The sequence below is a fragment of the Nitrobacter sp. genome, from assembly GCF_051535215.1.
Taxonomy (GTDB): domain Bacteria; phylum Pseudomonadota; class Alphaproteobacteria; order Rhizobiales; family Xanthobacteraceae; genus Nitrobacter.
Window position 1 is genome coordinate 1 of the sequence record NZ_JBPPLY010000029.1, and the last position, 15,638, is coordinate 15,638.

Genomic DNA, 15,638 nt, shown 5'->3' on the forward strand with positions numbered 1-15,638 from the left:
ACGCAGGTTTCCCCGGGGTACTGCGCAAGACCCGCCAAGACAACAATGCCCGGCCAAGAGATAGTGTCATGAAAGCAGCGTTTCTTCCCGACCGGGGGGTGGTCAAGGTCAGCGGCGACGACGCCCGCAATTTTCTCAACGGTCTTGTGACCACTGATGTGACCAAAGTCCAGCCTGGGACTGGCCGCTTCGGCGCGCTGCTGACGCCGCAAGGCAAGATCACGTTCGACTTCCTCATTACCGAAGCGCAGCCGGGCCATGGCGGCGGCTTCCTGATCGACTGCCCGTTGTCGCTGGCGCAGCCGCTTGCGACCAAACTCGGCTTCTACAAGCTGCGCGCCAAGGTCACGGTCGAAAACCTTTCAGGCACGCTCGGCGTGCTGGCGGCCTGGGACGGCGAACCCGCCATGCACCCCGACCTGACCTTCGCCGATCCGCGCAGCGACAAGCTCGGCTGGCGCATTCTCGCACCGCAGGATCTCGCAGCCCGGGCGGCCACCGTGATCGGCGCCGAACTGGTCGAAGGCGCCGATTACGAAGCCCACCGGATCGCATCAGGCGTGCCGAGCAGCGGCGTCGATTTCGCCTTCGGCGACGCCTTTCCGCATGAAGCCAATATGGACCGGCTGCACGGCGTCGACTTCGACAAAGGCTGTTATGTCGGTCAGGAAGTGGTGTCGCGCATGGAGCATCGCGGCACCGCGCGCAGCCGGATCGTGCGCGTGCTGCTGGATGACGGCGCGCCGGAGGCTGGCGCGGCCGTCGTCGCGGCGGACAAGCCGGTCGGCACCATGGGTTCGTCGGCCGCGGGTCAGGGTCTTGCGCTGCTACGGCTGGATCGCGCCGCAGACGCGATCGAGGCCGGGATTCCGTTGACGGCAGGCGCCGTGACGATCCGTGTCGCGGACCCGGACGACCTCAAGCTCGCGGCGAAGAAGACGGTCGCATGACGCAATCCGCGCGCCTGCATGCCGACGGCCTGACCCGCTGTCCGTGGCCCGGCGACGACCCGCTCTATCTCGCCTATCACGACACCGAGTGGGGCGTGCCCGAATACGACAACCGCGCGCTGTTCGAAAAGCTGATCCTCGACGGCTTTCAGGCGGGTCTGTCGTGGATCACGATCCTGCGCAAGCGCGACAACTTCCGCCGCGCCTTCGACGATTTTAACCCGGAAAAGATCGCGCGCTACGGCGACAGGAAAATCCACGCGCTGATGAACGATGCCGGCATCGTGCGTAACCGGGCGAAGATCGCGGGCGCCGTCGCAAGCGCACAATCCTATCTGGCGATCATGGAGCAGGGTCTGGGCTTTTCCGGCATGTTATGGGGCTTCATGGACGGCAGGCCGAAGGTCAATCGCTTCAAGACCACCGCGACCGTGCCGGCCTCGACGCCGCTCTCGATCAAAATCTCGAAGGAACTGGCCTCGCGCGGATTCAAGTTCGTCGGCCCCACGATCGTGTATGCCTTCATGCAGGCGACCGGCATGGTCAACGATCATCTGGTGACGTGTCATTGCCACGAGACGTGCGGCCAGCAGACGCGCAAGCCGCGCCCTGCGACGACATGACGGTAAAGGCGGCTCCGAAAATCTCGGCGCGCGCATGGCAGCGGATGCTGTCCGGCCGTCGGCTCGACCTGCTCGATCCCTCGCCGCTCGATATCGAGCTCGTGGATATCGCGCATGGCCTCGCCCGGGTGGCGCGATGGAACGGCCAGACCCGCGGCGCGCATATCTTCTCCGTCGCGCAGCACACGTTGCTGGTCGAAGCCGTGATGCGCGAGCATACCCCACGCGTCGATATTCGGGTGCGGCTGGCGGCGCTTCTGCATGACGCGCCGGAATATGTCATCGGCGACATGATCTCGCCGTTCAAGGCGGTGATCGGCGGTTCCTACAAGACGGTGGAGAAACGGCTGTTGTCGGCGATCCATATCCGCTTCGGACTGCAACCGGCGCTGCCCGCCGATATCGAGCGGCAGATCAAGGATGCCGACATGGGCGCGGCCTATCTCGAGGCGACGCATCTTGCGGGCTTCGCCGAGCCTGAAGCGAAGCGCCTGTTCGGCAGCGATCCCGGCCTGCCGGCGACGATGATCGACGACTATCTGACGCCGTGGTCCGCGAGCAAGGCCGAAAAGCGGTTCCTGGCGCGGTTCAAGAGCCTGCAGGCTTGATGGCCTGAAGCGTTTTGAGCGAAGGGGTATCCGGTTCGCGTCGAGAACCGCGTCGAATCACAATCATAGAGTTCCGCTTCTGCATTCCATCAGAAGCGGAAAGGCCTAGGCGGTTCCAGGCCGCAGACAGTCTTTCGCCCCCGCGCGCACGAGCCTATATTTTCCGGAAAACCGGGAATGCCATGATCCACGTTTGCTCGCTTGCCTTGCTTGCCGATACCGTAAGAACCACGGGCGCCAGCCATATCCTTACCGTGATGGCCAATGTCGATCAGGTGCAGCGCCCGCGCTCCGTACTCGAAGCCAATCACCTGAAGGTGTCGATGGACGACATCAGCGAGCCCGCGGATGGTTTCGTCGCGCCAAACGACGGCCATATCCTGCAGCTTCTCGCCTTCATCCGCGGTTGGGACCGCAAGGCGCCGCTGGTCGTGCATTGCTACGCCGGCATCAGCCGCTCGACAGCGAGCGCCTTCACCGCCGCCTGCGCGCTCAATCCGCACCGCGACGAAATCTCCATCGCACGGCAGATCCGCGCGGCGTCGCCGATCGCGCAGCCGAACCGCCTGATCGTGACGTTGGCGGACAAGGCGCTCGGCCGCGAGGGGCGGATGCTGCGCGCGCTCGACGAGATGGGTCCCGGCAACATGGCGATCGAAGGCCGGCCGTTCCGCGTCGATCTGGAATAGCGTTATAGCGTTTTCGAGCGAGGCGGATACCGGCTCGCGTCAAGAAAACACGTCAAATCGTAAATCACAGAGCCACGCTTCTGATTCCATCAGAAAGCCCCTCGCCGACTTCAATCCGCCATCGCGCCCGCGGATCGCAATCAGGCCGCGTGCCGCCGCACTTGCAGCGCCTCGCCGAATGCTTCGAACAGCGTCCGGTTGACCGGATTGCATTGCGGATCGTATTCGGCGTGCCATTGCACGGCGAGAGCGAAGGCCGGCGCATCGGCGATACGGATCGCCTCGATAGTGCCATCCTCGGCCACGCCCTCGACAACAACACGCTCGCCGGGTTCGAGAATGCCCTGGCCGTGCAGCGAATTGACACGGATGGTCTCGCGGCCGAGCAATCGCGCGAACACACCGCCCTGAACCAGGCGGACATCGTGGCGATCGCCGAACACCACGTTCAGGTCCGGATGAATCTCGCCGTTCTCAAGCCGCGGCATCCGGTGATTCAGGCGTCCCGGCAATTCGCAAATTTCCGGATGCAGCGAGCCGCCGAATGCGACGTTGATCTCCTGCAGACCGCGACAGATGCCGAAGATCGGAACGCGGCGGGCGACACAGGCCTGCGCCAGTGACAATGCGAGATCGTCGCGGTTGACGTCGTAAGGCTCATGCCGAGGATCCGGCTCGGCGCGAAAACGGCTCGGATGCACATTGGCACGCGCGCCCACCAGCACAACGCCGTCGACCGCATCGAGCAGCGCTCCGATCTCGGTAACCTTCGGGCAGCCTGCGAACATCAGGGGCAGCGCGCCTGCGACCTCGGCAACCGCCCGCAGGTTCTGCTCGCTGACCATCTGCATTTCAAATCGGTTCTCGAGGCGGTGCGAACTGCCGATCACGCCGACCACCGGCTTTTTCATCGCCAGACACCCATCTCAATCAGCGGGTCATTGGTCCGGATATACATCTTAAGGTCTTCGCGGAGGGGCGACTCGCGGCAAATGGTTCAACGATCATGCCTCTCGACCGAAGCCGGATCAACAATTCAACACCGCGAGCCAACCATGCCCATGCAGCACGCAAAAGCGACGCGCGGCCCGTGCCCCGGTTGACCCATCCGGTGCGATCGCCACGTCGGGCCAGATCAATCGGTGGAACGGCGAAGCTCAAGAGCGCCTTCGACCTTGGCCGGCTTCGCTTCCGGCTTGACGGGATCGAGCCTGGCGCTTTCGACCCGCGGGGTCTCGACGCGCGCGGTCACCTCTGGTTTCGAGGCGTCGGCCGTGCGCGAACCGTGCCCACGGCTGCGGGGGCGCGCGGCGGCACGCGCCAGCAACATCTGCCTTCCGCCCTGATGGTTGAAATCGCAATAGGCAAAGCCCATGCCGGAAACCGAACCACGGAAGCTGCGATCGCTCTGCTTGTCGAGGTTGAAGCACGGCTCGAACGGAAGGCCCTTGAGCGAGGCGCAGACCGCCTGCCCGCGTACCTGAAGCGTATTGCCCGGCAGCCTCATGTGGCGGACCGGACCCGAGCCGCTGAACTGCACCGCGCCGGCTGCGCCGCCGTCCTCGAACACCCGACCGGCGCCGCGCGTACCGTCGAAGCAGGTGAAGGCAAAAACCTTGCCGGCCACGAACCGCCTGGCCTCGTCGGCATTCATCATGTGACCGGCCATTGCCGGTGCCGCGATCGCACCTGCAACCAGGGCTCCTGACACGAAACGCGCGAGCATGACTGCAACTCCAACGAACTTGAACGGGCCGACCGCGAACGGCCGACGCCTTTACCCACTGCTTACCATACCAACCGTGGCAACATTGGAGCAGCTTGGTTGGTAAAGTCTGAACATCCCTAGAGAATTTTTACCACGATGCGCCCGCGCACCCCGCCGGCAAGAATCCGGGCGCCGGCCTCGATAACCTCGTCCAGACCGATTTCATGAGTGATTTCAGTCAGCTTGGACCGATCCAGCTCAGTCGCGAGCCGACTCCATGCGGTTTTGCGAAGTCCGATCGGGCACATCACGGAGTCGATGCCAAGCAGACACACCCCACGCAAAATGAATGGCGCCACCGACGACGGGAGATCCATGCCGCCAGCGAGGCCGCAGGCGGCGATGGCGCCCCGGTATTTCGTCATCGACAACAGATTGGCGAGCGTGGTGGATCCGACGCTATCGATCCCTCCCGCCCAGCGTTCCTTCGCAAGCGGTTTGGCCGGTCCCGACAACTCGTTGCGGTCAATCACCTCAGCCGCGCCGAGATCCTTGAGGTAGCCGCCTTCCGATAGACGGCCGGTGGAGGCGATGACGTGGTAGCCAAGCCTGGAGAGCACGGCTATCGCCACCGATCCGACGCCGCCGGCGGCTCCGGTCACGATCACGGGCCCGTCCTTCGGCGTCAGGCCGTGTCTTTCGAGCGCCATCACCGACAGCATCGCGGTGTAGCCCGCGGTCCCGATCGCCATGGCGTCGCGCGCCGTCAGGCCCTCGGGCAGCGCCACCAGCCAGTCACCATTGACGCGGGCCTTTTCCGCATAGGCCCCGAGGTGGGTTTCGCCCATCCCCCAGCCGTTGCAAATGACCTTGTCGCCAATCTTCCAGGAAGGATGCGACGACTGCTCGACCGTGCCGGCGAAATCGATTCCCGCAATCATCGGAAAGCGCCGTACCACCGGCGCCTTGCCGGTGACCGCCAGGCCATCCTTGTAGTTCAGCGTCGACCATTCGACTCGCACGGTGACGTCGCCGTCCATCAGTTCGGCTTCGTCGAATTGAGTCAGCGCGGCCGTCGTGCCCTTCTCGGCCTTGTCGATCCGGATCGCCCTGAATGTCGTCATTGCTGTCGCTCCCGGATGTCTGGGCGAGCCTTTCGGAAGATTGAACCCATTACGCAGGCTGCGCAACCGCCCGCCGGACCGGCGCTTCGACGATCGGCAGGTTGATCAATGCGGACAGCACGCCGAACAGCACCGACAGCCACCAGACCGCCGTGTAGGAACCAAAATGGTCGAATGCCACGCCGCCCAGCAGCGCGCCGAGGAACCCCCCGACCTGATGGCTGAAGAACGCGAAGCCATAGAGCGTCGCCAGCCAGCGGGTACCGAACATCAGCGCCACGAGGCTCGTGGTGGGCGGCACCGTGGACAGCCAGGTCAGGCCGGTGACGATGCCGAACGCGACCGCGGAGAACGTCGTCATCGGGGTTGAAATGAACGCGACGATCGACAGCGCGCGGATGAAGTAAATCGCCGACAGGATGTAGCGCTTCGGCATCCTGGTCGACAGCCATCCGACACTGAGCGATCCGATGATGTTGAACAGGCCGATTGCTGCCAGCACCCAGCCGCCGGCCTGAACCGACAGCCCACGATCGACCAGATAAGCCGGCAGATGCGCGGTGATGAAGGCGAGCTGGAAACCGCAGGTGAAGAAGCCGAGCACCAGCAGCACGTAGGAGCGATGACCGAAGGCTTCCGCCAGCGCGCTCTTGAAAGACTGTTCCGACGCGGCGGCAGCGGCGCCGCCGGCATCGCTCGGCGGCGTCGACAACACCAGCGCGAACGGCACGACGAACAGCATGAGCACCGCGAACACCGTCAGCGCCGGCTGCCAGCCGAAATTGTCGATCAGCGCGACGCTGAACGGCGCAAATACGAATTGCCCGAACGAGCCGGCCGCTGTGCCGGCGCCCAGCGCAAGACCGCGCCACTGCAACGGCAACAGCTTGCCGAACGCCGACAGCACCAGATTGAACGAGCATCCGGACAGACCGAAGCCGACCAAAAATCCTGCTCCGATATTGAGCGACACCGGCGTGTCGGCATAGCGCATCACCAGAAGGCCGGCGGCATACATCAATGCGCCAGCCGAAATTACCCGCACGCTGCCGAACCTGTCGGCAATCGCGCCGGCGAAGGGCTGGCCGATGCCCCACAAAAGGTTCTGAACCGCGAAGGCGAGCGCGAAGACGTCGCGGCCCCACGAGAACTCGCTGCTCATGGGTTGCATGAAGAAGCCGAAGGCGGACCGCGGTCCGAACGTCAGCATTCCGATCAGGCAACCGCAGATGATGATCACGAGCGGCGTGCGCCACCCCGTTTCACGCACGGTCTGCAGACCGCTTTCTTCGGATGTCGCCATCGGGACTGTCCATTTGCCGGTGCAGATGTAGACGGAACATCAGCACCTTCGGCCGGCAAGGCCGAGGCCTGCAAGTTAATGCGCCTGCATGAAATTGCCAACTCGCCAAAGCAGCTATTAGGAGATGAGATTTGATTGAATTGTCATGCCCGGCTTTGTGCCGGGCATCTGCGTCTTAAAACTGGAAATCAGATCAAAGGACGTGGATGGCCGACACCAAGCCCGGCCCATGACAGGTTGAAATGCCTTAACTGCGACTTACCGCCGGGCTCGCAGTTCCGCCGAACTGTGCGCGGCTTCCGCCAATCGGGCCGTGATCTCGGCGGTCTGGGCCGTCGTACCCCAACTCGGCGCGTCACTGCCGTCGCCCCAGGCCCGCGGACGATAGAAGGTGTGGACCCCGGTGCGGTACATCTTTTTCATTTCGCGTACCCAGGAGGGATGCACCCAATAAGCATGATAGTGCGTCGACTTGCCGACTTCCGGCAGCCACAGCCGCCCATCAAGCGTGGCCTTCGCGATCCTGCGGGCGCGATCCCACATGTCCGGCTCGGTGACCACATCGCGAATGCCGTCGCAGGCGAAGGTGAACTGGCACGCCAGATGACGGTTCGCATTCTGATAGACCACGCCGCACACGGTAGTAGGATAATAGCCCGAGAACACGCGGTTCATCACCACCTGCGCCACCGCGATCTGGCCGCGGATCGCCTCGCCCCGCGCTTCGAAGTAGACCGCTTCGGCAAGGCACTTTTCCTGCTTGGCGCGTTTCTTCTGGTCGAGCAGGCCGAGCCGCTCGGCCGGTGTTTCGACCTCGCCCTTGCCGACCACGGTTTCGCCAGCCTTCCCGGTATCCTGTCGCAACGGCATGGACGCCTTCATATCGGGATCTGCGGGCAGACCCGGGGTCACGATCATCGGTTCTTCACCGGGCTGCCAGCGTTCCAGGCTCTCGCTCGCGACGCCCAGCGACGAGCCGCCGAAATAAAGACTTGCCGTCTTGATGGAGAACCCGTCGCTGGAAGGCGGCGGTTCGATCGTGGCATCGTCGGCTTCGCGGTTCCGCTTGTGATCGTCGAGCGGCTGCGCCTCGAGCGAGCGCGAAACATCATATTGCGGCAGCGGCGGCGCTTTCAGCGCTTCCGCCAGTTCGGGATCGAGCGCCGCCGGCTCGGCGGCATGGGTAGCCGCCGCGGTCTTGGCTCCCATCACCGATGTATTTGATGTCGGGGTTTGCTGTGGCGGCGCGCTCGCCGGCACAGCAGGTTGCCTCTCCGGCGTCACAATCGTCAGACGATCGCCTTTCAGCGTGCGATCGACCTTGGGGAAATCGGAGGCCTGATAGCGAGGCGGCGGCCGCAGTACCGGGTTACGCGCAACGATGCCGCCGTTCTGATCGTCGAGGCTTGCAAGTAACAGCGTAGCCGCACGCGGCGCGGCGGTGCCGACGGGGCGGCCGAAGCTGAAGGTCGCGACCTGAATGGAACTGACCGCGGAGGCGAACACACGCTTTTGCCAGCGCTCGGCAACGCCGGGCTGATGCGCAAGCAGCGCGGCGATATCCTGATAGCCGGTTTCGTTCGGGATCAATGCGAAGAAGCAGAGACCGAAACCGAAGAGTGCAAGGCGCGCACTCTTCGGTTGGTTACGCAACACAAACATCGACACGCTCACGCAACGCCACACAACGATCGATCCGCACGGTTCGGTGCAATTCGATCGATTGCGGTAATATCCAATTAAAGTTGCGAGGGCGTTAATCGGCGATGCGCGCGCATCACAGGCAAGAGCGCAGTCGCGGGCGCGGGCGGATGTTGCAAGGTTGGTAAATAACCGCTCCGGCCGAATGGTAAAGATCAGGTCAACGCTATAGCGTTTTCGAGCGAAGTGGATGCCGGTTCGCGTGAAGAGAACGCGTCAAAAAAAACGCGGATGCAATGTCCCAAAACAGGACGGGCGATCAGGCCTGACTTGCAGCCGTTTTGCGGAGCGCGGCCTGCGCGGCGGCAAGGCGCGCGATCGGCACGCGATAGGGCGAGCACGACACATAGTTCAATCCGATCTCGTGACAGAACGCCACCGACACCGGATCGCCGCCGTGTTCGCCGCAGATGCCCACCTTGAGATTCGGCCGGGTCTTGCGGCCGCGGGCCACACCTATCTTAACCAGTTCTCCGACGCCGTTGCGGTCCATCGAGATGAACGGATCGATCTCCAAAATGCCCTTCGTGATATAAGTGCCGAGAAAGCTTGCGGCGTCGTCGCGGCTGATACCGAAGGTCGTCTGCGTCAGATCGTTGGTGCCGAACGAAAAGAACTCCGCGCTTTCCGCGATCTCACCCGCCACAAGGCAGGCGCGCGGCAGTTCGATCATGGTGCCGACCTGATAGCTCAGCTTGGCGCCGGTCTCGCGCATCACCGACTGCGCGGTCACGTCGATCCGCGCCTTGATCAGATCGAATTCCGCTTTGGTCGCGATCAGCGGCACCATGACCTCAGCCGCAACGACCTTGCCAGTGCGCTTGCCGGCCTCGACCGCTGCCTCGAAAATCGCACGCGCCTGCATCTCGGCGATCTCCGGATAGACGATCGCAAGGCGGCAGCCGCGAAAGCCGAGCATCGGATTGAATTCGGCCAGACTGCGGGCACGGTCAGCCAGTCTGCGCGGATCGGTATTCATCGCGCGCGCGACTTCCTCGATCTCGGCTTGCGTATGCGGCAGGAACTCGTGCAGCGGCGGATCGAGCAGCCGGATCGTGACCGGCAAGCCCTTCATGATCTCGAACAGTTCGACGAAATCGGCGCGCTGCATCGGCAGCAGCTTCGACAGCGCAGCGCGGCGCGCCTGCTCGTCCTCGGCCAGGATCATCTCGCGCACGGTGCGGATGCGGGTCTCTTCGAAGAACATGTGCTCGGTGCGGCACAGGCCGATGCCCTCGGCTCCAAACTTCACCGCCGTGCGGGCATCGGCCGGCGTGTCACCGTTGACGCGGATGCGGAGCTTGCGAACCTCGTCGGCCCAGCCCATCAGCGTGCCGAACTCGCCCGACAATTCCGGCTCGATCATCGGCATCTGTCCCGCCAGCACCTGGCCGAGCGATCCATCGATGGTGATGACGTCGCCGACCTTGAAGATGCGGTCGCCGACGCTCATGGTGCCGCTTCCATAGTCGACACGGATGCTGCCGCAGCCCGATACGCAGGGTTTGCCCATGCCGCGCGCGACCACAGCCGCATGCGAGGTCATGCCGCCGCGCGTGGTCAGGATACCCTCGGCGGCGTGCATGCCGTGGATGTCTTCCGGACTGGTCTCCATCCGCACCAGGATGACCCTGCGGCCGTCGGCCTGCAGTTTGGCAGCGTCATCCGGGAAAAACACGATCTCGCCGGCCGCGGCGCCCGGCGACGCCGGCAGGCCGGTGGCGATCACGTCACGCGTCGCGTTGGGATCGATGGTCGGATGCAGCAACTGATCGAGCGAGGCCGGATCGATACGAGCGACCGCATCCTTCTTCGAGATCACGCCTTCATTGGCGAGTTCGACGGCGATGCGCAGCGCGGCGCGCGCGGTGCGCTTGCCGCTGCGGGTCTGCAGCATCCAGAGCTTGCCGTCTTCGACAGTGAACTCCATATCCTGCATGTCGCGATAGTGCCGTTCGAGCAGGGTGTAGATGCGCGTCAGCTCCTTGAAGGCTTCCGGCATCGCCGATTCCATCGACGGTCTGTCGGAACCGGACTCCATTCGCGCCGCCTCGGTGATGTCCTGCGGCGTGCGGATGCCCGCCACCACGTCCTCGCCCTGGGCGTTGATGAGAAACTCGCCGTAAAGCCGGCTCTCGCCGGTCGACGGATTGCGCGTGAATGCCACGCCGGTCGCCGAGGTCTCGCCGAGATTGCCGAACACCATGGCCTGCACGTTGACAGCGGTGCCCCATGATTCCGGAATATTGTGCAGGCGGCGATAGGTGACCGCGCGCGCATTCATCCAGGACGAGAACACCGCGCCGATCGCGCCCCATAGCTGCTCGTAGGGATCCTGCGGGAATTCGCTGCCGGTCTCGCGCGCGACGGCTGTCTTGTACTTGCCCACCATCTCGATCCAGTCGTCGCCGGTCAGATCGGTGTCGAGCGAATAGCCCTTGGTGTCCTTGAACGTATCCAGAATGTCTTCGAAATGATGATGCGCGAAGCCGAGCACGACATCCGAGTACATGGTGATGAAGCGTCGATAGCTGTCATAGGCAAATCGCTGGTCGCCGGACATCGCGGCCAGCGCCTCGACGGTCTTGTCGTTGAGGCCGAGATTGAGCACGGTGTCCATCATCCCGGGCATCGATGCACGCGCGCCCGAGCGCACCGAGACCAGCAGCGGATTCGACGCATCGCCAAACACCTTTCCGGTGATCTTTGCGACCTGCTCCAGCGCCCTTTCGACCTGCGGCTTCAATTCTTTCGGATAGGATTTGTCGTGCGCATAGAAAAACGCGCATACCGAGGTCGGAATCGTGAAGCCGGGAGGCACGGGCAGACCGAGATTGGCCATCTCGGCGAGATTGGCGCCCTTGCCGCCGAGCAGGTCCTTCAGCTCCGCCTTGCCTTCCGCCTTGCCGCCCCCGAAGGTATAGACCCACTTGCTTTTCACAGGCGCCGCCGCCTTTGCCGGCTTGCCAGCCGCTTTGCGCGCGACGCCGGAACTTGAGGCCTTCGCCTTCGTCCGAGGCGTCGCGGATGACTTTGATTTCGCAGCGGGCTTTTGGGACTTCGAGGCGGCTTTGGCCATGCGATGAAACCATTCCACGTGAAGGAAAGCGTGTTCGCCTTACACCACGTTTTGACGACTTCACGCAAGCTGCGCGCGCCATCGTTCCTCGCCCGAATGCTTGGCGCGCATTTCTGCACGACACACGACTTCGCGGCGCCATGCCAATCGTGAAAAATAGTCCGATCGTAAAAACAGCCCGGCTTGGGCCAGGCTGTTTTCTCTCATCTGCAGTTCGTCGATCAGCGTCGGCGAGCGGCCTCAGGCCTGCGGTTGCGGCTCGAGGCCCGGATCGGGATCCGGACGCGGGTGGGTTTTTCCGGCCGGCGGAACCGCCGAGGTGCGCGGGGTGGTGGGCTCCAGCACCGATTCCCGATTCGGTTTCTTGCCGTTCAGCAGATCGGTGATCTCGTCACCAGTCAGCGTTTCGAATTCAAGCAGACCCTTGGCGAGCGTCTCCAGATCGGCCCGCTTCTCGGCGAGAATGCGGGTCGCGTCCTTGTAGCCGGCTTCGACCAGACGCCTGACTTCGGTATCGATCTTCTGCGCGGTCGCCTCCGACACGTTCTGTTGGCGGTTGACCTGCATGCCGAGGAACACCTCGTCGTTGTTCTCGCCATAGGACACCGTGCCGAGTTCTTTCGACAGGCCCCAGCGCGTCACCATCATGCGGGCGAGACGCGTGGCCTGATCGATGTCGGACGCGGCGCCCGACGTCACCTTCTCGTGGCCGAAAATCATTTCCTCAGCCACCCGCCCGCCCATCATGATGGCGAGCCGCGAGGTCATCTGCTCCAGCGACATCGACAGCTTGTCGCGCTCGGGAAGCTGCATCACCATGCCCAGCGCCCGGCCGCGCGGAATGATGGTCGCCTTGTGGATCGGATCGGTGGCGACGACGTTGAGGCCGACGATGGCGTGACCGCCCTCGTGATAGGCCGTCAGCATCTTCTCTTCCTCGGTCATGACGAGCGACTTGCGCTCGGCGCCCATCATCACCTTGTCCTTGGCTTCCTCGAACTCGGCCTGCGTCACCATGCGCTTGTTGCGCCGGGCGGCCGTGAGCGCCGCTTCGTTGACGAGGTTCATCAGGTCGGCGCCGGAGAAACCAGGCGTACCGCGGGCAATGGTCTTGATGTTGACGTCGGGCGCCAGCGGCACCTTGCGGATATGCACCTTCAGAATCTGCTCGCGGCCGACAACGTCGGGGTTAGGCACCACGACCTGACGGTCGAAGCGGCCTGGACGCAGCAGCGCGGGATCGAGCACGTCGGGGCGGTTGGTCGCGGCAATCAGGATCACGCCCTCATTGGCCTCAAAACCGTCCATCTCGACCAGCAACTGGTTCAGCGTCTGCTCGCGCTCGTCATTGCCGCCGCCGAGACCGGCGCCACGGTGACGGCCGACGGCGTCGATTTCGTCGATGAAGATGATGCACGGCGCGTTCTTCTTGGCCTGTTCGAACATGTCGCGGACGCGGCTCGCGCCGACGCCGACGAACATCTCGACGAAGTCGGAACCCGAAATGGTGAAGAACGGCACGTTGGCTTCGCCCGCCACCGCGCGCGCGATCAGCGTCTTACCGGTGCCGGGAGGGCCGACCAGCAGCACGCCGCGCGGAATGCGGCCGCCGAGGCGCTGGAACTTGCCGGGGTCACGCAGGAACTCGACGATCTCCTGCAGATCCTGCTTGGCCTCATCGACGCCCGCCACATCCTCGAAGGTGACGCGGCCGTGGGCTTCCGTCAGCATCTTGGCGCGCGACTTGCCGAAACCCATGGCCTTGCCGGCGCCGCCCTGCATCTGGCGCGACAGGAAAATCCACACGCCGATCAGCGCGATGAACGGCAGCCAGGAGACCAGCAGCGACACGAACCATGGCACGCTGTCGCCCGGCGGCTTCGCGGTGATCTGCACCTTGGCGTCATAGAGCTTTTTCACCAGACCCGGATCGGTCGGCGCATAGGTCTGGAAAGCGGAGCCGTTGGTGAACGTGCCGTGAATTTCCGGTCCCTGGATCACGACATCGCGAACATTGTTCTGATCGACTTCCGTCAGCAACTGCGAGAACGAGATGTCCTGCGCGGTCGTGTGGTGGCCCGGATTCTGGAACAGCGTGAACAGCGCCAACAGGAGCAAGACAATGATGACCCAGAGGGCGAAGTTGCGCATATTGGCGTTCATCGATTTTCCTTCGAGGCCGCGCGGATCGCAGCCGGATGTCCCTGCATCGACTCAACAGATAGGAGTTGCCGACGCAGATACAATCTAGGCGCGGAGGTTGCCGCTGCCAAGGGAACCGGGCGGGAGTCTTAGTAAATTAAACCTATCGGACCGGAACAAGTTGACACAAGGCCGCGTCTCGATGCGTCACGACTGGACCGCTTCTGTTCCACCACCTTATTGATCCGCTTCGCATTTCAAGAGCGGGACGGGCGAGAGCCAGGCATTGCAATACACTTGACATATCACGATGGAACCAGAAGCGCGGGACGGAGCCCCAGTCCGGCTCATAGGGTGTGGTGTTTTCCGCGCAACGGTTAACGCTTGCCGTAATGCATCAGCGGGTTCGCCGCGACGGCGCCCGCTCGACGCTGAGCCGCTCGGCGGTGAGCGTCACCAGCGCCCCTGCCAGCGTCCTTCTCAGCAGAATGCGGCGGCCGCTAACACCGCCATCCGCGGCCGCGCGGTCGAGCGCCAGCAGCAGGGTCTCGACCTTGCCCAATTCGGCGGGTCCCTCGCAGCCGACGCGATCGATCGCCCGCAGCAGCAATCGGACCTTGATCTCCGGGGCGAGAGACGCGAAGGCCCTTGCCTGAAAGCCCGGACGTCGCGCTGTACGATCCTGCAACGCCAGATAGCGCTCGGCCCCGTCGACCAGAAGTTCCAGCGCGGCATTGGCCCGCGCCAGGCGCGATGCCAGCCGCGCCAGATTTCGAGCGTCGCATCCTTCCTTCGCCAGCGCCGGCATCAGCGCGCGCAGCCGCGGGCGCGTGAAGCCGACATCGCGATTGGTCGGATCCTCCGCATAGCCGATCCCGGCCTTGTCCAGCGTCGCGATCAGCCGCGATTTCGGAACATGCAGGAGGGGCCGGATCAGGATGAAGCCGTCGCGCATCGTTTCGCGCGCCATAGCAGACAGGCCGGCGATGCCGCTGCCGCGCGATATCCGCATCAGGACCGTTTCGGCCTGATCGTCCAAGGTATGCGCGGTCAGGACGTGGCTCGCGCCATGGGACCGCGCCGCCTTGAACAAGAGCGCGTATCGCGCCTCGCGCGCGGCTGCGGGCAGGCCGGTTGCCGGTTTTTTGCCGGTCCAGCGCAAGGTGCGATGGGATATGCCGAGAGACCTGGCGAGGCGCTTCACGTTGCGCGCCTCGCCTGCCGCTTCGGGCCGCAGTTCGTGATCGACGGTGACCGCGATCAGATCGGGACCATGCGTCATGGCACGCCGCCAGCGCGCCGCGAGCCACATCAGCGCCATGGAATCCGGGCCACCGGATACGGCGAGAACCAGCGCGCGGGCGACTTTCCAGTCCGCAAAGAACGTTTTGGCTTCCGTTGCCGAGATCGGCGAGACGTCGTTCTCGATCATGCCGAAATGTTTAGAGCGTTTCCGCTCCCGATGGAATCATAAGCGAAAAGGCCCCAGAGGCGTTGATGGATAAGCCGGAGTTGGCATAGATGGGCGACAAACCACACTTCCAACGAACAGGACGACCTTTCAGCTCGGGAGCACAGAGGACGATATGATGACCACAAACGACGAGCTGGACAAATTCAGGCAAGCCAGGGCGCTGGCGTTCAAACTCGGGCTGGTTGTTCGCCATGCCGATGATCCGGAGGGCCCCAAACGTTACACGCTGGTTCGCCA

Annotated in this window: 12 protein-coding genes; 4 read left to right on the forward strand and 8 right to left on the reverse strand. The window is 63.7% G+C overall.

Translation table 11 applies throughout. The features are described from left to right. The first annotated feature begins 68 nt into the window (after positions 1–68). The 4 genes from ygfZ to ACS3WB_RS15830 all read left to right on the forward strand — a co-directional run bounded on the left by ygfZ (position 69) and on the right by ACS3WB_RS15830 (position 2,870). Positions 69–950 carry a CAF17-like 4Fe-4S cluster assembly/insertion protein YgfZ gene (ygfZ, locus tag ACS3WB_RS15815; RefSeq protein ID WP_438276448.1) on the forward strand — a complete coding sequence of 294 codons (882 nt, stop codon included), beginning with the start codon at positions 69–71 and terminating at the stop codon, positions 948–950. Then, the gene (locus tag ACS3WB_RS15820; RefSeq protein ID WP_438276437.1) at positions 947–1,573 is read left to right on the forward strand and encodes a DNA-3-methyladenine glycosylase I; all 627 of its coding nucleotides are present in this window, start codon (positions 947–949) and stop codon (positions 1,571–1,573) included. The genes ygfZ and ACS3WB_RS15820 overlap by 4 nt, the downstream gene beginning before the upstream one ends. Then, positions 1,570–2,181, forward strand: a complete 612-nt coding sequence (locus tag ACS3WB_RS15825; RefSeq protein WP_438276438.1) for a YfbR-like 5'-deoxynucleotidase — start codon at positions 1,570–1,572, stop codon at positions 2,179–2,181. The genes ACS3WB_RS15820 and ACS3WB_RS15825 overlap by 4 nt, the downstream gene beginning before the upstream one ends. A gap of 182 nt (positions 2,182–2,363) precedes the next feature. Beyond that, entirely contained in the window at positions 2,364–2,870 is a 507-nt protein-coding gene (locus ACS3WB_RS15830) for a tyrosine phosphatase family protein (protein ID WP_438276439.1), read from the forward strand. 140 nt (positions 2,871–3,010) lie between these two features. Here ACS3WB_RS15830 and ACS3WB_RS15835 read toward each other — a convergent pair whose 3' ends face one another. From ACS3WB_RS15835 to tilS, 8 genes are all read right to left on the reverse strand, one after another. Beyond that, entirely contained in the window at positions 3,011–3,781 is a 771-nt protein-coding gene (locus ACS3WB_RS15835) for a gamma-glutamyl-gamma-aminobutyrate hydrolase family protein (RefSeq protein WP_438276440.1), read from the reverse strand. 224 nt (positions 3,782–4,005) lie between these two features. Beyond that, positions 4,006–4,596, reverse strand: coding sequence for a hypothetical protein (locus ACS3WB_RS15840; protein WP_438276441.1), 591 nt, complete (start codon positions 4,594–4,596; stop codon positions 4,006–4,008). 119 nt (positions 4,597–4,715) lie between these two features. Beyond that, positions 4,716–5,702: an acrylyl-CoA reductase (NADPH) gene (gene acuI, locus ACS3WB_RS15845; protein ID WP_438276442.1), complete on the reverse strand. Its 987-nt coding sequence runs from the start codon at positions 5,700–5,702 to the stop codon at positions 4,716–4,718. Positions 5,703–5,751: 49 nt separating this feature from the next. After that, positions 5,752–7,005 (reverse strand): MFS transporter, encoded by a 1,254-nt coding sequence (locus ACS3WB_RS15850; RefSeq protein ID WP_438276443.1) that lies wholly within the window; start codon positions 7,003–7,005, stop codon positions 5,752–5,754. A 258-nt stretch (positions 7,006–7,263) separates the two neighbouring features. Then, positions 7,264–8,667 (reverse strand): cell wall hydrolase, encoded by a 1,404-nt coding sequence (locus ACS3WB_RS15855; RefSeq protein ID WP_438276444.1) that lies wholly within the window; start codon positions 8,665–8,667, stop codon positions 7,264–7,266. A gap of 298 nt (positions 8,668–8,965) precedes the next feature. Next, the gene (gene ppdK / locus ACS3WB_RS15860; RefSeq protein WP_438276445.1) at positions 8,966–11,785 is read right to left on the reverse strand and encodes a pyruvate, phosphate dikinase; all 2,820 of its coding nucleotides are present in this window, start codon (positions 11,783–11,785) and stop codon (positions 8,966–8,968) included. Between the two features lie 240 nt (positions 11,786–12,025). Then, a complete protein-coding gene (gene ftsH / locus ACS3WB_RS15865; RefSeq protein WP_438276446.1) occupies positions 12,026–13,948 on the reverse strand; it encodes an ATP-dependent zinc metalloprotease FtsH in 1,923 nt (640 codons plus the stop codon). A gap of 376 nt (positions 13,949–14,324) precedes the next feature. Then, a complete protein-coding gene (gene tilS / locus ACS3WB_RS15870; RefSeq protein WP_438276447.1) occupies positions 14,325–15,359 on the reverse strand; it encodes a tRNA lysidine(34) synthetase TilS in 1,035 nt (344 codons plus the stop codon). Positions 15,360–15,638 lie beyond the last annotated feature (279 nt).